We start from the raw sequence: 16,029 nt of genomic DNA, 5'->3' as shown, positions 1-16,029 counted from the left end.
GGTACCCATGGGGATGAAGTATTGGCTGGCCCTTGCCAATCTGGTGTGGCTGGGATGTTTGCCCGCCGGTGCGGTACATGCGACCGAAGCACAAGTTGTGGTGGCGGCCAGTGAAACCGGACACGACTGGTATCAGGGCAGTCAGGCCCGTGTCGAGCTGGAGCAGCAGTTGCAAGAGGCTGTGCTTGCCCAGCTGCATCCCGATTTTTTCACGCTGTGGAAGCGCCTGCAGGCCACCCCTGCAGACAAGCGTGGCGCCATCTATGACGACATTTTTACCAAGCTGAGCCGTTTCCAGCACGCCTGGCGGGGGATGGATCTGGTCTCTCGCGAGCAGATGAAGACCCTCAAGCTCGATTTGAACCGCCCTGTGGTGACCCAACCCAGCGATGATGACCTGCTCACCCAAGTGAAATCCCTGCGCCCCCAGGTGGCGGAATACGAGGCGGTGCGGGCCAAAGTGCACAAACTGCTGGCGATGCCGATGGCCAGCAAGTGGCCGACCCTCGATATGCCGACCCTGCGCGCTGGAGAGAGCTCCGCCGAGCTCGGCCAAATCCGCGCCATGCTCAACGAGCTGGGCGACAGCGCCCCGAGCCATGGTGATCAGATTTACGATGGTGATACCGAGCAGGCCATCAAGCAGTTCCAGCGTCGTCATGGTCTCACCGCGGACGGCATCATCGGCCGTCAGACCCGCTCCTGGCTCAATACCGGCCCGCAAGTGCGCGCCAGCCTGCTGCTGCGTAACCTGTGGCGTCGCGATCTGGTGGATCAGCTCGCCGGTGGCCGCTACGTGCTGGTCAATATTCCCGACTACCGCCTGAGCGTGGTGGAGTCCGGCAACGAGGTGTTTACCAGCCGGGTCATCGTCGGCAAGGAGCAGCGGGCCACGCCCATTCTGGCCAGCGAAATTCGCTCCATCGTGCTCAATCCCTCCTGGCATGTGCCGCGCTCCATCCTGAGCAAGGACATCCTGCCCAAGCTGGGTCGGGATCCCGCCTATCTGAGTCGCGAGCAGTTCGAGGTGATCGACAGCGAGGGCAATCCGGTCCAGTTCACCGAAGAGGGGTGGCATCAGGCGCTGGCCGCCGGTTTCCCCTATCGCCTGCGGCAAAAGCCGGGGGATCACAATGCCCTGGGGCGCTACAAGTTCTACCTGCCCAACAATGACGCCATCTATCTGCACTCCACCCCGCGCAAGGCGCTGTTCGAACAGGGGGCGCGCGCCTTCAGTTCGGGCTGCATCCGGGTGGAGCATGCCGACGATCTGGCCGAGTTGTTGCTGGCAGATTCCCGCTATCAACCGGACAAGGTGGCCAATATCCTCAAGGAGAGCCAGACCAAATGGTTGCCGCTCACCACGCCGATCCCGGTCTTTACCGTCTACTGGAGCAGCTGGATCGACGAAAATGGTCGCCAGCAACTGCGTAACGACATCTACGGATTTGATCGGGTCAGCTTCCAGAGCCGCCTGCTGTGATCCCTGCCACAGAGTGAAAAGCCCGGCCTGTGCCGGGCTTTTCTATGGGCGATTGCGGTTTGACAGGGCCCCCCGCCGGAGGGTAGTTTCAAGCGCCTGTATGACATTCACTCAGTGAGCTTATTCACCTTTTCGCTTGAATCTGCGATGGACGAACCCCTTATGCTGGAACAAGAGATAAGTCGACGTCGCCTGTTGTTGGGAGCCGGTTGCCTGCTGGGCAGCTCGCTGATCTCCTTCCCTGCACTGGCCAGCCGCAGTACCACCGGGCGTGAACTCAGTTTCTTCAATCTCAATACCGGCGAGCGGGTGCGCGCCAGCTATTGGGAAAATGGCCACTATCTGAGCGACGGGTTGGCCGAGCTCAACCACATCTTCCGTGATTACCGGCGCAATGAAGTATTCAACATCGACAAGAAGCTTTTTGATCAACTGTTTCTGTTGCAGCACAAGCTGGGTCGGCGCAGCGAAATCCAGCTGATCTCCGGCTATCGCGCCCCGGCGACCAATCGTCAGAAGCGCCACAAGAGCCGCGGCGTGGCCAAGCACAGTTACCACACCCTGGGGCAGGCGGTGGATGTGCGGATCCCCGGCGTACAGCTGGCCCATCTGCGCAAGGCGGCGCTCCAGCTCAAGGTGGGTGGGGTCGGTTACTATCCCCGTGATAACTTCGTTCACCTCGATACCGGCCCGGTGCGCAGCTGGTAAAGGGGTTGGCAAGCTGCCAAGTTCTTCCCACCAGAGAGGAGATAGCGATGAAAAAGATAGTGATTGGCGGCCTGATCGCCCTGTTGTTGACCGGTTGCAGCAAGCTCAACCGTGAAAATTACGACCAGTTGAAGATGGGGATGAGTTACGCCGAGGCCAGCACCATTCTGGGCAAGGCGGAGCGTTGTGATGATGCCTTGGGCACTACCAGCTGCCTCTGGGGCGGGGAAGGGAAGAACATCAAGATCCGCTTTATCGCCGACAAGGCGACCTTCTTCAGCTCGGAAGGGATTAACTGAGTCGCAGACCGTCCATGAAAAAAGCGCCGCTCGGGCGCTTTTTTGTTGCTAGCAATCCAACCCGCCTCGCCAGAAGCTGGCGTACTCAGTGGGTCGCGTACTGGTAGTTGAAGGTGGGCAGACCCCACTTGAAGCGTACCGCCAGCAGCCGCAGTACAAAGCCGATCCCGATGGAACCGAACGCGGCCCAGTTGGTCGGCAAGCCCTGATCCAGCGCCAGACAGTAGAGGGCTGCGGTGATCAGCGAAATGGCTGCATAGAGCTCGCGACGAAATACCAGTGGAATGCGCTGGCAGAGCAGATCTCGCAGCACCCCGCCAAAGACCCCGGTCACTACCGCCATGATGCAGGCAATACCGGCGCCGTGGCCCATATCCAGCGCTCGGGCCGCACCAAAGATGGAGAAGACCACCAGCCCCAGGGCATCAAGGGCCATGAACAGTTTGCCGAGATAGCGCATCAGGGGGGCGGAGACCACACCCGCCATCGCGGCTGCGGCAACCAGCAGCACGTATTCCGGATGCTCAATCCAGAGCAGCGGATAGTGGCCCAGCAGCACATCGCGAATGGTGCCACCACCGATGGCCGTCGCCGATGCGATGATCACCACACCAAACAGATCCATCCGTCGCCGACCCGCGGCCAGCGCGCCGGTCATCCCTTCGGCCACCAGGCCCACCAAGAAGAGTGCATGTAACATGAGATATCCCAGGGAACGAGAAAGGCCAGAATCCTACCAACTCGTGTCATATGGGACAAGCTATCGAATGCATACATTAATTTAATTCATGCTAAATGCGAAAAAGGCACCGTTTCGGGTGCCTTTTTCTAATCAATGTTCAAGGGTTAGCGCCCCAACTGCTCCTGCCGGTAGTGATCGACCCACATAGCGGTGGCGCCACAGATGGCGACCGGCATCACGAAGAGGTTTACCACCGGAATGGCGGAGAAGAGGGTCACCAAAGCGCCGAAGCTCAGGCACTTGCCGCGGCGTTGCTTCAAGGCGTCACGCATGGTGATGAAGTCGATCTTGTGGTTGTCGAACGGATAATCCACATACTGGATCGCCATCATCCAGGCGCTGAACAGGAACCAGAGCACAGGCGCTAGGGTTTGGCCCACCACGGGGATCAGAAACAGGATCAGGCAACCGATAGCCTTGGGCAGGTAATACTTCAGCTTGGTCCATTCGCGGCCGAAGGTGCGTGGCACATCCTTGACGATATCCAGCATGCCGCTGTCATTGGCGGGCTGGCCGGTGAGGATCTGCTCCACCTTCTCCGCCAGCAGGCCGTTGAAGGGGGCGGCGACCCAGTTGGCAACCGAGCTGAAGATAAAGGAGAAGACCACCAAGATGGTGATGAGGGCGATGGGCCACAGCAGATAGTCCAGCCAGTCGAGCCAGGCGGGGATCTGCTGATGGAGCCAGGCGAACAGGCCGTCCAGTTGCAGCAACAGGGCATAGAAGGCCCCGGCAAACAGCACGAAGTTGACCAGCAGGGGGATCAGCACAAAGGTGCGGATGCCCGGTTGGCGAATGAGGGAAAACCCGCGCAGAAAGTAGTCTGCACCGCTGATTGAATCTTTGACCATATGGGGTGATTGGCTCATGTGAGCTCCATCTATGCATGGGAGAACTGCCAGCATATTACAAACAAGCCTTTGATTTGGTAAAGTCGCCGACTATTCCTTATTTCGTGCCGTGGCGACCAAAAATCGGGCATGAATGGGGATGATGCCTGCATATTACACACAAAGCCGGGTCTGGATTTGGTAAAGTCACCTGCCCGCATCCTCTTTATTTAGCCACTGATACAGGTCGCCATGCGTCTGAAACTGATCAAACTCGCCGGCTTCAAGTCGTTCGTCGAGCCGACCCGCATCGAACTGTCGGCAGACATGACCGCCGTGGTGGGCCCTAACGGTTGTGGCAAATCCAACGTCATCGACGCGGTGCGCTGGGTGCTGGGGGAGAGCTCCGCCCGCCATCTGCGGGGCGAGAACATGACCGATGTCATCTTCAACGGCTCCATCAACCGCAGTGCGCACGGTCGCGCCTCGGTGGAGCTGGTGTTCGACAATCCCCATAACCGGGTGCCCGGCGAGTTCGGCCGCTTTACCGAGATTTCGGTGCGCCGCGAAGTGCTGCGCGATGGCTCCAACCATTATCAGATCAACGGCCAGAAGTGCCGCCGCAAAGATGTGACCGACCTCTTCCTCGGCACCGGTCTTGGCCCCCGCAGTTACGCCATCATCGAGCAGGGCACCGTCAGCCGACTGGTGGAGTCACGTCCGGCCGATCTCAAGCTCTTTATGGAAGAGGCCGCCGGGGTTTCCCGTTACAAGGAGCGGCGCCGCGAGACCGAGCAGCGCATTCGCCACACACAGGAGAACCTGGAGCGCCTCGGCGATATTCGCGGCGAGCTGGGTTCGCGCCTTGACCACCTCAAAGCCCAGGCCGAAACGGCCGAGCGCTACAAACAGCTCAAGAGTCGTTCGCGCGCTGCTCGTGCCGAGCTGATTGGCTCCGAGTTGTGGGCGCTGGAGACGCGCCTTGGCGAGGCCAAAACCGAACTGGCGCAGGCCGAGCAGGCGCTGGCGGCGCTCGATGCAAAGCGCACCGCCGATGAGGGGCGCCACGTCACTCTGTCGGTCGCCAGACAAGAGGCGCAAGCCGAGCAGGCGAGCCGTCAGCAACAGATATTTCTCGGCGGGCAGGCCATCGCCCGCCTCGAACAACAGCAACTGCACCAGAGTGAACTGGGGCGCGACTGGCAGGCCCGTGCAGAGGCGCTGGGCGAGCGGATCGCCACTCGCAAGGCGCAGCTGGCCAGCCAGCAGGATCAACTGACCGAAGGGGTATTGCGCGCCGAGCAGGAGAGTGCCCGGTTGGAGCAGTGTGAGCAGTTGCTCACCGAGCAGCTGGAGGCCCGCCAGCACGCCAGCGAGCAGCTGGAGCAGGCCCGCCTGCGCCAGCAGCAGTGGCAACAACAGTTGGCCGGGTTGCAGGGGCAGCTCAACCAGACTCGTACCCGGTTGGGTGGTTTGCAGGAGTTGCAAGCCAAGACCCGGCTGGCCCGCCTCAAGCTGGAAGATGAACGCGCGGGACCCCTCGGCGCTGAGGCCGATGACCTGCAACCGGCCCTCGATGCCCTGAGTGGTGAGCTGGAGCTGACGCGGGCGGCTAATGGCGAGCTGACCGAGCAGCTGGCGCAGGCGGTCGACGCCCATGAACAACTCAAGCAGCAGTATGGCCAGCAGTTGAGCCTGCAGCGGGAACTGGAGGCGCGGCTGGCGACGCTGGATCAAATCCTCGGCGAACAGATGGAGGGGGCGACCCTGGCCGACCGGTTGCAGGTTGCCCCCGAGTGGGCACAGGCACTCGACAAGGTGCTGGGTCGCTGGCTCACCGCAACGCCGGCGGACGAGTGCAATCTGGCGCAAGAGGGGCTCTGGATTGGCCCGGCGCAACCGGCGGTTGCCGGTACGCTGGCGGCGCAACTGGGTGGTGAGCATATTCCTGCCTTCCTCAACGCCATCTGGCTGGTGGAGAGCCGGGAAGCCGCATTGGCCCGTCAGCCAAGCCTTGCGGCCGGTGAGTCGGTACTGACTCCTGCTGGCGACTGGCTGGGGCCAAACTGGGCAGATCTGGGGCAGGGCGCGGCGCTTGGCACCATGGCGCTGCTGGGTGAGCGTGAGCGGTTGCATACCGAGCAGGAGAAGGTTGCCGCGGGGCTGGCACAGCTGAGCGAGCAACTTGTCTCAGCCGATGCCCGGCGCGCCCAGATTGCCAGTGCGCAGGAGTTGTCGCAGCGAACCTTGCGCGAGCAAGAGCAGAAATGGCAACAACTGCGCGAAGCCTGGAGCCTCCAACAGGGTCAGCGGCAGGAGCGGTTGCAGCGGCTCGGTCAGCTCGGCGAAGAGCTGATCCGGCTCGATCAGGAGCAGGCCGAAGAGGCAGAGCGACTGGCCAGCGCCCGTGAACAACTGGAACTCGATGAGGCGCGCCTTGCCGAGTTGCAGGAGCAGGGGGAGCCCCTGACACAAGGGTTACAGGTTGCTCAGGAGCTGCTGACCCGCTGCGAGCGGGCGGTCGACGAGGCCCGTGTGCGCCGCGAGCAGCAACAAGCGGCCTGCCAGCGTTTGCAACTGGAGTTGGGCAATCTGCGCCAACTCATTACCCTGGGTGAAGAGGAGCTGGCTCGGCTCGGGCTGGAGCTGGCCGGGCTGAAAGGGCCGGATAGCGAAGCGGTGCCGGATCTGGCGCCCCTGCTGGCCGAGCAGCGCAATCTGGAGGCGCAGCAGCTCGCCTGTCATCAACGGCTTGCGGAGCTGGAGCGCCAGTTGGGTGAGCTGGAACAGGCCAGAAGTGCCGATCACAAGCAGCTGGTGACGTTGCAGGAGAAGCTGGCAACCCTGCGCCTTGAGCGTGAACGCAACCTCACCCGTCGACAGGGGTTGCACGAGCAGTTCGAAGAGCTGGGGGTTCGACTGGTAGATCTCGATCAGGCGGTGCTGATCGCCGCTGATCGCGGCAAGCTGCGGCAGGAGATCCAGACCCTGGAGGCGCAAGTGGAGGCGCTCGGCGCCATCAACCTGGCGGCGCTGGAGGAGTACGAAGAGGCGAAAACCCGGGCAACCTATCTTGAAAATCAGTGCCAGGATCTCGAGCAAGCGCTGGAAACCTTGAGCCAAGCCATTAAAAGAATTGATAAAGAGACACAAATACGGTTCCGGGACACTTTCGATAAGGTCAACGAAGATTTAAAATCCCTGTTTCCAAAAGTGTTCGGTGGGGGCTGTGCCTGGCTTGAGCTTACCTCCGATGATCTTTTGGAGGCCGGAGTGAGCATCATGGCGAGACCTCCGGGTAAGAAGAATGCTACCATTGCCCTGCTTTCCGGGGGGGAGAAGGCGTTAACCGCGCTTGCGCTGGTTTTTGCCATCTTCAGACTCAACCCAGCACCTTTTTGTCTGCTGGATGAGGTGGATGCACCGCTCGATGAAGTGAACGTCGGTCGCTTCTGTTCTCTTGTCAAAGAGATGTCGAGCACAGTACAGTTCGTTTACATCAGTCATAATAAGGTCTCCATGGAGATGGCTGAGCAGCTGGTTGGCGTCACGATGCAAGAGCCCGGGGTTTCTCGCATTGTGTCGGTCGATATCGGTGAAGCCGTCGCTTTGGCTGAGCAAAACTAGAAAGAGAAGCAGCTAATGCAGGAATTGCGTTACATCTTGGTTGCCCTGGGCGGTATTGCTATTGCGGCATTGCTCATTCACGGGTTGTGGAGCAACAAAAAGAATCGTCAGGCACCGATCAAAGAGAAACCGATTGGACGGATGGACTCCAAGTCGCGGGATCGTGATAACGACGCCTTCGACAGCGATGGCATCGGCCAGGTACGTGTGGTCAGTGGTGGCCGTCGTGCCGAGCCCAAGCTGCGCAGTGAAGAGAGCCGCCAGCCGGAACTCGGTCGTCGCCCTGCCGTCCCCGCCTTTGATGATGAAGATGACGAGGACGATCTGCCGCCGCCCGTAGTGCGCAAGCCTGCTGCCCGCCCGGTTCCGCCGCCTCCTGTCTATGAAGAGGAGGAAGCGTTCGACGAACCGCTGCCCGAGGAGATCGACGAGGCGCCCGCCGCGCCGGTGCGCAAACCAGCTCAGGTCAATCGTCGTACCCCGGTCTACCGTTCCCGTCCCCAGCGCGAGCCCATGATGCAGTCGCTGGATGACGAGCCGCTGGTCGAGCCCGCTTACGCGACCGCCCCGACTTTTGGTGCCCGTGCAGAGACAGTCCGTACCGCCGACACCGTTCGTGCCGAACCGGTGCGTGCTCCCGAGCCGGAATATCAGCCGCAGCCCCGTCATGTGGCTCCCGAGCCTGTGTATGAAGAGCCGGCCTATGTGGCACCTGCACCTGTGGTTGAAGAGCCGCGCATGGCACCCCAGCCGGTCGAGAAGATCTGGCAGGATGTCTATGTCATCAACCTGATGGGCCGTCCGGGTCACGACTTGCAAGGTGCAACCCTGCTCTCATCCCTGATGGCGCTGGGCTTCAAGTTTGGCGAGATGGATATTTTCCACCGTCACAAAGATCCCAACGGCAAGGGTGAAGTGCTCTTCTCCATGATCAACATGGTCAAGCCAGGCACCTTCAATCCGTACCGGATGGAACAGTTCACCACGCCGGGTGTCTCCCTGTTCATGCAACTGCCGCTGCGCAGCAATGCCGCGTTTGCCTTCGAGGACATGCTGCAGGCTGCCGATCAGCTGGCCAGCGATCTCGATGCCATGCTGACAGATATGGATCGCAGCCCGCTGAGCGACGAGACCATTGCCCGTTACCGTCACGAGCTGGCTGCCTATGAGGCCAGTCGCGACTAATACGCCATGCGGGTCGAGTGAAGAAAAAGTGCGGTACCCTGGTACCGCATTTTTGTTTCTACCCCGGCCGTACGTTCAATCACACTTCGAGACTTTTTCATGAGCGACACCCTCTCCCGCCACCGTCAATTGTGTGAACTGCTTACCGAATATGGTCACCAGTACTATGTGCTGGATAACCCCACAGTGCCGGATGCCGAATACGATCGCCTGATGCGCGAACTGATTGCGCTGGAGGCCGAGCATCCCGAGCTGAAAACACCGGCGTCACCCAGCGTGCGGGTCGGCGGTCAGCCGCTGACGGTCTTCAAACAGGTGCGCCACGAGATCCCCATGCTGAGTCTGGACAACGTCTTTAGCAGCGAAGAGTTGCAGGCGTTCGAACAACGGATGAGCGATCGCCTCAAGCGTGACGTGCGTTTCACCTTCTGCTGCGAGCCCAAGCTCGATGGTCTGGCGGTGAGCCTGCTCTATGTAAATGGTCAGCTGGTGCAGGCGGCCACCCGGGGCGATGGCGCCACCGGTGAGGAGATCACCGAGAACGTGCGCACCATCAAGGCCATTCCGCTCGCGCTGCGTGGCACTGGCTGGCCAGAGCGGCTGGAGGTGCGTGGCGAAGTCTTTATGCCCAAGGCCGGTTTCGAGGCGATGAACGCCAAGGCGCTGGCAGCGGGCGAGAAGGTGTTCGTCAACCCGCGCAACGCCGCCGCCGGCAGCCTGCGTCAACTCGATTCACGCATCACCGCCAGCCGCCCCCTGAGCTTTTACGCTTACGGTGTCGGTGTTGGCGGCGAGCTGCTCGGTGACTCTCACTTTGGTCGCCTCAATCAGCTCAAGGAGTGGGGGCTGCCACTCAGTCCCGAGGTGAAGCTCAAAGAGGGGGCCGCCGGTTGTCAGGCGTTCCATGACGACATTCTGGCCCGCCGTGGCGAGCTCCCTTATGAGATCGATGGCGTGGTCTACAAGGTGGATGCCATCCCCCTGCAAGAGGAGTTGGGCTTTGTGGCCCGCGCCCCGCGCTGGGCGACTGCCCACAAGTTCCCGGCGCAGGAAGAGATGACAGAGCTTGAGAACGTCGAGTTTCAGGTCGGCCGCACCGGCGCCGTGACCCCGGTGGCCAAGCTAAAACCTGTGTTTGTCGGCGGCGTCACTGTCTCCAACGCCACCTTGCACAATGCTGACGAGATTGAGCGTCTCGGCGTGATGATCGGCGATACGGTGATCGTGCGCCGGGCGGGGGATGTGATCCCGCAGATCGTCGCCGTAGTGGAGGCGCAGCGCCCAAGCGACGCCCGCGCGATCCTCTTCCCGGCCGAGTGTCCGGTGTGTGGTTCTGCGGTGGAGCGGCTGGAAGGGGAAGCGGTTGCCCGCTGCTCCGGCGGCCTGTTCTGCGAGGCGCAGCGCAAGGAGGCGATCAAGCACTTCGCCGCCCGTCGCGCCATGGATGTGGACGGCCTTGGCGACAAGATTGTCGAGCAGCTGGTAGACAAGGAGCTAGTGAAGACTCCCGCTGATCTCTTCAGCCTCAACGCCATCCAGCTGGCCGGTCTTGAGCGGATGGGGCAAAAATCGGCCCTCAATCTGGTGGCTGCCATCGATGCGGCCCGCAGCACCACCCTGCCGCGCTTCCTGTTTGCCCTGGGGATCCGCGAAGTGGGGGAGGCGACTGCGCTCAACCTTGCCAACCACTTCCTCACCCTGGATGCCCTGCGCGCAGCTTCGGTGGAGCAGCTGCTCGAAGTGGCCGATGTGGGCGATGTGGTGGCCAAGCATGTCTACTACTTCCTGCGTCAGCCCCACAACGTGGAGGTGCTGGAGGCCTTGCTGGCTGCCGGCATCCACTGGCCAGCCATCGAGAAGAAAGAGGCCGCGGAGCAACCCTTTGCCGGCAAGACCTTCGTGCTGACCGGGACCCTGACCACCTTGTCGCGCAACGACGCCAAGGCGGCATTGCAGGCGCTGGGGGCCAAGGTGGCGGGTTCGGTATCTGCCAAGACCGATGTGCTGGTCGCGGGGGAAGCGGCCGGTTCCAAGCTGACCAAGGCGCAGGAGCTCGGCATTACCGTCTGGACCGAAGAGGAGCTGCAACAGGCGTTGCAGGGCTGATAGCCCTCACCAAGCCTGCTAACCGCAGCACCCGATAAAAGAGAACCCGGCATGGCCGGGTTCTCTTTTTTGTTTCGGCGGTCACTCACGCCAGAGGATCTTGTGGCGCCATTTGTCGGGCACGGTGAGCTGCCAGCGGGCCAGCTCGCTCTTGCTGAAGACATATTCGCCGCGCAGGGCCGCGCGCGGGGAGATGGTACGGGGCAGGGTGCCCGCCAGTATGGTGTTGATGAGGCTGGCTGCCTGTATCCCCTGATCGTGGCCGTCCAGCACCAGCCCACCGATGGCCATCCCCTTGCCGACGGTAAACTCCCAGAAACAGAAGAGCGGCACCGGCGTGTTGGCGCTGGTCCACTCCAGCACCGTCTTTTCGCTTACATGCTTGCCATTGTCATCGACCAGCGTGTGGTAGAGGCCGAGGAAGATTGCCTGATAGCCGTTCTTCTTGGCGTTGAGCACCGCCTCCTGCCAGAGGCTGTAATCCCCCATCAGCTGGCTGTTGATCCGGGTCTGGCCGACCCGCAGCTCGGTCTGGGTCTTGAATTCATCCTCGATGGCGGTGAGGGCCACATTACTGGAATCAAACAGAACCAGTGTCTTGTCGAGCCCACCCATCATCTGGCTTATTTCGCTGATGTTGCGCTTGAGCAGGGGGCGCTCCAGCACGCCGGTGATCTTGGGGTGGCCGACAAAGCCTTTGAGGCGGGGGTTCTCGTTCATGCCGAGAAAGACCACCGGGGTACCCAGCGAGGCGATCTCGTTGGCCAGATAGTTGATGGCGTTGTCATCCCCCAGTACTACCAGATCCGGTTTGCTCTTCAGATAAAAGGCGATGGCTTGCTGGGCGATCTCGTCGAACTTCTCCCGTGGATGGCGTTTGGTATCCATATAGAAGTGGGTGATCTTGTGCTCCCCCTGCAAGCCATCGAGCAGCCCTTTGTTGTAGCTTTGGTCCCACAGGTATTCGGGATGGTAGCTGCTGATCACCAGAATGTTGGCAGCCCAGAGCGGCAGAGAGAGGGTGGATAGCAGTAGCAATAGCAGGGAGGTGCGCATGGGTTATCCCTTGTCGAGGGGAGAGAGTTCTTGTTCAGTATGGGCGGTTTTGGTTGACGCTGTCATCTCGAAACCGGTGCGGCGGGGGGCGATTTTTTTCGGGTTGATGGATCGGACTCCAGCCCGCACTCTGCTTGAGGTTGGATTTGAATGGGGCTTTTTTTGGTTGGTCGTGAACTGTCCCGCTCGCTGAAAAACCTGTTCTGGATCAAGAAATGAGGCTTCGCTTTAGTGCCTAATAGACACCACATATAGGGACGCATTCGTTTTTAATCCCTATATGTTGTGTTATTAAGCTGTGTATAAGCTGTTCCCCTCCTATCTTCAGCCCAGGCTTGTCAAGCCTCGGCTGAATTTATTTGCGTCCAGGACGAGATGCCGGGAGGGGGGCCCAACAAGGGTGAGCCAGAGGCAAATGCCTGGCCTTTTAACGGGGAAAATCCATGAAACCGGTTGTGATCAAACGTGACGGATGTCGCGCACCATTCAATGCCCAGCTGATTGCAGAGGCGGTCAGCCGAGCGGCGGAAGCGGTCAATCAGGCCAATCCGGCACTCGCCTCCCGCATTGCCAATGCGGTGAGTCAGGAGCTGGAAGGGCGTGGTGAAGTTGATATCCACGAGATCCAGAACCGGGTCGAAAACCACCTGATGGCTTCCGACGACAAGGCCATCGCCCGTGCCTATATCGAATATCGCCACGACAGGGATCAGGCTCGCGAGGCGCGCGGCCGTCTGGCGCAGGAGATCCGCGGTCTGGTTGAGCAGACCAATGCAGCCCTGCTCAACGAGAATGCCAACAAAGACTCCAAGGTGATCCCGACCCAGCGCGACCTGCTGGCCGGTATCGTCGCCAAGCACTATGCCACCAGCCACATGCTGCCCCGTGATGTGGTTCAGGCCCACGAGAGCGGTGATCTGCACTTCCACGATCTCGACTACTCGCCTTTCTTCCCGATGTTCAACTGCATGTTGATCGATCTGAAAGGGATGCTGACCCACGGCTTCAAGATGGGCAATGCGGAGATCGATACCCCGAAATCCATCAGCACCGCCACGGCCGTGACCGCCCAGATCATCGCTCAGGTGGCGAGCCACATCTATGGCGGCACCACCATCAACCGCATCGACGAAGTGCTGGCCCCCTATGTGACCATCAGCTGGCAGAAACACCGTGAAGTGGCCGAAGAGTGGGGCATTGCCGATGTGGCAGCCTACGCCATGGCTCGCACCGAGAAAGAGTGCTACGACGCCTTCCAGTCGCTGGAGTACGAGGTCAACACCCTGCACACCGCCAACGGTCAGACGCCGTTCGTCACCTTCGGCTTTGGCTTGGGGGACAGCTGGGAGTCGCGGATGATCCAGCGCGCCATCCTCAGCAACCGTATCGCTGGCCTTGGCAAGAACAAGAAGACTGCCGTGTTCCCGAAACTGGTGTTCGCCATCAAGGATGGCCTCAACCACAAGCAGGGCGATCCCAACTACGACATCAAGCAGCTGGCGCTGGAGTGTGCCTCCAAGCGGATGTATCCGGACATCCTCAACTACGACCAGGTCGTGAAAGTGACCGGCTCCTTCAAGACCCCCATGGGGTGCCGCTCCTTCCTCGGTGCCTACGAGGAGAATGGCGAGCTGATCCACGAAGGTCGCAACAACCTGGGTGTCGTGAGCCTCAACCTGCCGCGCATTGCCCTGAAATCCCGTGACGAAGCGGACTTCTGGGATCGTCTCGATGCCTCCCTGCGGGTCGCCAAGAAGGCGCTGATGTACCGCATCACCCGTCTGGATGGGGTGAAAGCACGGGTTGCTCCGATCCTCTATATGGAAGGGGCTTGCGGCGTGCGGCTGAAGGCGGACGACAACGTCAGCGAGATCTTCAAGAACGGTCGTGCCTCCATTTCCCTCGGTTATATCGGAGTTCACGAGACCATCAACGCCCTGTTTGGTGACAAGGTTCACCTGTTTGACAGCACCGAGCTGCAACAGAAGGCCATCGCCATCATCGCCCGTCTCAGGGCAGCCATTGACGAGTGGAAAGAGGAGACTGGCTACGGCTTCAGCCTCTACTCCACCCCGAGCGAGAACCTCTGCACCCGTTTCTGCCGCATCGATGCCAAAGAGTTTGGCGTGGTATCCGGCGTGACCGACAAGGGGTACTACACCAACAGCTTCCACCTTGATGTGGAGAAGCAGGTCAATCCGTACGACAAGCTGGACTTCGAGGCGCCCTATCCGCCCATCGCCAGCGGTGGCTTCATCTGCTACGGCGAGTACCCCAACATCCAGCACAACCTGGAAGCGCTCGAAAACGTCTGGGATTACAGCTATGACAAGGTGCCCTACTACGGTACCAACACTCCCATCGACGAGTGCTACGACTGCGGCTTCACCGGTGAGTTCGAATGTACCTCCAAGGGCTTCACCTGCCCGCGCTGCGGCAACCACGACCCGGCCAAGGTGTCGGTGACCCGCCGTGTCTGCGGCTACCTCGGCAGCCCGGATGCACGCCCCTTCAATGCGGGCAAGCAGGAAGAGGTGAAGCGCCGCGTCAAACATATGTAAGCGCACAGGCGATGAAGAGCTGGCCCCTGACTCAAGGGGCCATTTTCATTGGAGGGCGGCAGTTATGCCGCTGTCCCGTGAACGAGGCAGGAAACAAGCGATGCACTACCACCAATACTACCCGGTCGATGTGATCAACGGCCCCGGCACCCGTGCCACCCTGTTTGTCTCCGGTTGTGAGCATCAGTGCCCGGGTTGCTACAACCAGAGCACCTGGCGGCTTGATGGCGGCCAGCCGTTCGATGAGGCGATGAGCGATCGCGTCATTGCGGATCTCAACGACAGCCGCATCAAACGGCGAGGTCTGTCGCTCTCCGGCGGCGATCCGCTCTACCCGGCCAACGTGCCCCACGTGCTGGCGCTGGTGAAACGGGTACGCGCCGAGTGTCCGGGCAAGGATATCTGGTGCTGGACCGGCTACCGGCTCGGCGAGCTGTCAGAGGCCCAGCGCGAGCTGGTGGCCTTGCTGGATGTGCTGGTGGATGGCAAGTTTGAAAAGGAGTTGGCAGATCCGGGCCTGCTATGGCGTGGCAGCAGTAATCAGCAGATCCACGACCTCAACGCCTGGCGTGATGCGGGTGAGCGAATTCCCTGTCTGGTTTGCAGTTGAAGTCCGGGATGTTTATGGTTAGCCCATTCCAATCCTGACGACATTTTTGAAAAGGAGAGCCGAGATGAACAATCTGCTCAAGATCCTGCTAGCCATTTTCTTGCCCCCGGTGTGCGCGTTTATCCAGGTGGGCTTTAGCCTGCACTTTTTAATCAACATAGTGCTGACCCTGATGGGCGGTCTGCCGGGCATGGTGCATGCGCTCTGGTTGGTGGTGAGCGACAAGCGCGGCTGATGCCAGCGGATGGTTAGTGAGCTCATTGACGATAAAAGGGCCAACCTCTCGGGGTTGGCCCTTTTGTTCATGTTCATACGAATACTTTTTCGTTAGGATGGGTGACTGACCAAAAGGTCGCGTGTTGAGCGGCCCGCAGTCCGGCAACAAGCACCGGCAGAGAACAAGGAGCGTTACATGAAGTGGAAAGTCGCAGTATGGTCAGGTCTGGCAGTGACACTGTTGCTGGGGTGCTCATCCCGTCAGGAGGTGGCGCACGAGCGCGCTCCGATCGCTATCCCTCTCGAGCAGTTGTCCAGCTACTGGGTTCAGGAGAAGCAGTGGTCATGGCTTGGCAATGACGAGCCAGCCCTGCCGGCCAAACCGGTCAAGGGGTATGTGGAAGTACGCTATCAAATCGACGCCAGCGGCACGCCGGTCAAGCCGGAAGTGGTGGCGGCCGAGCCCCCCGGCGAACTGGAACAGAGCGCGCTGGCGACCCTCTCGCGGATCCGCTACAGCCCGGCAGAGGGCAACCCGGATGCCATTCCGGTCGAGGTGACCAACCGCTTCGAGATCGAGATCAACTGATCCCCCACCACTCTGAT

Annotated in this window: 13 protein-coding genes; 10 read left to right on the top strand and 3 right to left on the bottom strand. The window is 60.6% G+C overall.

Annotated features, from left to right (window positions below; all coding sequences use genetic code 11):
* Positions 1-7 precede the first annotated feature (7 nt).
* The 3 genes from ACTG2W_RS07515 (at position 8) to ACTG2W_RS07505 (ending at position 2,490) form a co-directional block, all read left to right on the top strand.
* On the top strand, positions 8-1,483 hold the full coding sequence (locus ACTG2W_RS07515) for a L,D-transpeptidase family protein (protein ID WP_106842418.1): 1,476 nt from the start codon (positions 8-10) through the stop codon (positions 1,481-1,483).
* Between the two features lie 162 nt (positions 1,484-1,645).
* Entirely contained in the window at positions 1,646-2,191 is a 546-nt protein-coding gene (locus ACTG2W_RS07510; RefSeq protein WP_005338458.1) for a DUF882 domain-containing protein, read from the top strand.
* A 47-nt stretch (positions 2,192-2,238) separates the two neighbouring features.
* On the top strand, positions 2,239-2,490 hold the full coding sequence (locus ACTG2W_RS07505; protein ID WP_005338457.1) for a lipoprotein: 252 nt from the start codon (positions 2,239-2,241) through the stop codon (positions 2,488-2,490).
* Positions 2,491-2,575: 85 nt separating this feature from the next.
* On the opposite strand, the gene ACTG2W_RS07500 is transcribed toward ACTG2W_RS07505, so the two are convergent.
* Positions 2,576-3,190, bottom strand: a complete 615-nt coding sequence (locus tag ACTG2W_RS07500) for a trimeric intracellular cation channel family protein (RefSeq protein ID WP_005338456.1) — start codon at positions 3,188-3,190, stop codon at positions 2,576-2,578.
* 146 nt (positions 3,191-3,336) lie between these two features.
* Positions 3,337-4,101 (bottom strand): sulfate transporter CysZ, encoded by a 765-nt coding sequence (gene cysZ, locus ACTG2W_RS07495; RefSeq protein WP_005338455.1) that lies wholly within the window; start codon positions 4,099-4,101, stop codon positions 3,337-3,339.
* A 213-nt stretch (positions 4,102-4,314) separates the two neighbouring features.
* On the opposite strand from cysZ, the gene ACTG2W_RS07490 reads away from it, so the two are divergent.
* From ACTG2W_RS07490 to ligA, 3 genes are all read left to right on the top strand, one after another.
* Positions 4,315-7,689: an AAA family ATPase gene (locus tag ACTG2W_RS07490; protein ID WP_440016157.1), complete on the top strand. Its 3,375-nt coding sequence runs from the start codon at positions 4,315-4,317 to the stop codon at positions 7,687-7,689.
* Between the two features lie 15 nt (positions 7,690-7,704).
* Entirely contained in the window at positions 7,705-8,874 is a 1,170-nt protein-coding gene (gene zipA, locus ACTG2W_RS07485; protein ID WP_440016156.1) for a cell division protein ZipA, read from the top strand.
* A gap of 99 nt (positions 8,875-8,973) precedes the next feature.
* Positions 8,974-10,980, top strand: coding sequence for an NAD-dependent DNA ligase LigA (ligA, locus tag ACTG2W_RS07480; RefSeq protein WP_440016155.1), 2,007 nt, complete (start codon positions 8,974-8,976; stop codon positions 10,978-10,980).
* 81 nt (positions 10,981-11,061) lie between these two features.
* Here ligA and ACTG2W_RS07475 read toward each other — a convergent pair whose 3' ends face one another.
* The gene (locus tag ACTG2W_RS07475) at positions 11,062-12,036 is read right to left on the bottom strand and encodes an ABC transporter substrate-binding protein (protein ID WP_440016154.1); all 975 of its coding nucleotides are present in this window, start codon (positions 12,034-12,036) and stop codon (positions 11,062-11,064) included.
* Between the two features lie 443 nt (positions 12,037-12,479).
* Here ACTG2W_RS07475 and nrdD point away from each other — a divergent pair, with 443 nt between their 5' ends.
* The 4 genes from nrdD to ACTG2W_RS07455 all read left to right on the top strand — a co-directional run bounded on the left by nrdD (position 12,480) and on the right by ACTG2W_RS07455 (position 16,012).
* Complete coding sequence (gene nrdD, locus ACTG2W_RS07470) at positions 12,480-14,597, top strand: anaerobic ribonucleoside-triphosphate reductase (RefSeq protein ID WP_440016153.1); 2,118 nt, start codon at positions 12,480-12,482, stop codon at positions 14,595-14,597.
* 100 nt (positions 14,598-14,697) lie between these two features.
* Positions 14,698-15,207: an anaerobic ribonucleoside-triphosphate reductase-activating protein gene (gene nrdG, locus ACTG2W_RS07465; RefSeq protein ID WP_440016152.1), complete on the top strand. Its 510-nt coding sequence runs from the start codon at positions 14,698-14,700 to the stop codon at positions 15,205-15,207.
* Between the two features lie 64 nt (positions 15,208-15,271).
* A complete protein-coding gene (locus ACTG2W_RS07460) occupies positions 15,272-15,442 on the top strand; it encodes a YqaE/Pmp3 family membrane protein (protein WP_005338440.1) in 171 nt (56 codons plus the stop codon).
* Between the two features lie 177 nt (positions 15,443-15,619).
* Positions 15,620-16,012, top strand: a complete 393-nt coding sequence (locus ACTG2W_RS07455) for a TonB family protein (RefSeq protein ID WP_005358848.1) — start codon at positions 15,620-15,622, stop codon at positions 16,010-16,012.
* Positions 16,013-16,029: the final 17 nt, after the last annotated feature.

This window comes from Aeromonas sp. 96A (genome assembly GCF_051919165.1).
GTDB lineage: Bacteria > Pseudomonadota > Gammaproteobacteria > Enterobacterales > Aeromonadaceae > Aeromonas > Aeromonas veronii.
The sequence above is the reverse complement of the archived record's forward strand: the minus strand, read 5'-3'. Positions and strand labels throughout refer to the sequence as shown.

What these genes read in the sequence shown, in the direction of transcription:
- ACTG2W_RS07515 (WP_106842418.1), top strand. Translation starts at nt 8, where the DNA reads ATGGGGATGAAGTATTGGCTGGCCCTTGCCAATCTGGTGTGGCTGGGA.
- ACTG2W_RS07510 (WP_005338458.1), top strand. Translation starts at nt 1,646, where the DNA reads ATGCTGGAACAAGAGATAAGTCGACGTCGCCTGTTGTTGGGAGCCGGT.
- ACTG2W_RS07505 (WP_005338457.1), top strand. Translation starts at nt 2,239, where the DNA reads ATGAAAAAGATAGTGATTGGCGGCCTGATCGCCCTGTTGTTGACCGGT.
- ACTG2W_RS07500 (WP_005338456.1), bottom strand. Translation starts at nt 3,190, where the DNA reads ATGTTACATGCACTCTTCTTGGTGGGCCTGGTGGCCGAAGGGATGACC.
- cysZ (WP_005338455.1), bottom strand. Translation starts at nt 4,101, where the DNA reads ATGAGCCAATCACCCCATATGGTCAAAGATTCAATCAGCGGTGCAGAC.
- ACTG2W_RS07490 (WP_440016157.1), top strand. Translation starts at nt 4,315, where the DNA reads ATGCGTCTGAAACTGATCAAACTCGCCGGCTTCAAGTCGTTCGTCGAG.
- zipA (WP_440016156.1), top strand. Translation starts at nt 7,705, where the DNA reads ATGCAGGAATTGCGTTACATCTTGGTTGCCCTGGGCGGTATTGCTATT.
- ligA (WP_440016155.1), top strand. Translation starts at nt 8,974, where the DNA reads ATGAGCGACACCCTCTCCCGCCACCGTCAATTGTGTGAACTGCTTACC.
- ACTG2W_RS07475 (WP_440016154.1), bottom strand. Translation starts at nt 12,036, where the DNA reads ATGCGCACCTCCCTGCTATTGCTACTGCTATCCACCCTCTCTCTGCCG.
- nrdD (WP_440016153.1), top strand. Translation starts at nt 12,480, where the DNA reads ATGAAACCGGTTGTGATCAAACGTGACGGATGTCGCGCACCATTCAAT.
- nrdG (WP_440016152.1), top strand. Translation starts at nt 14,698, where the DNA reads ATGCACTACCACCAATACTACCCGGTCGATGTGATCAACGGCCCCGGC.
- ACTG2W_RS07460 (WP_005338440.1), top strand. Translation starts at nt 15,272, where the DNA reads ATGAACAATCTGCTCAAGATCCTGCTAGCCATTTTCTTGCCCCCGGTG.
- ACTG2W_RS07455 (WP_005358848.1), top strand. Translation starts at nt 15,620, where the DNA reads ATGAAGTGGAAAGTCGCAGTATGGTCAGGTCTGGCAGTGACACTGTTG.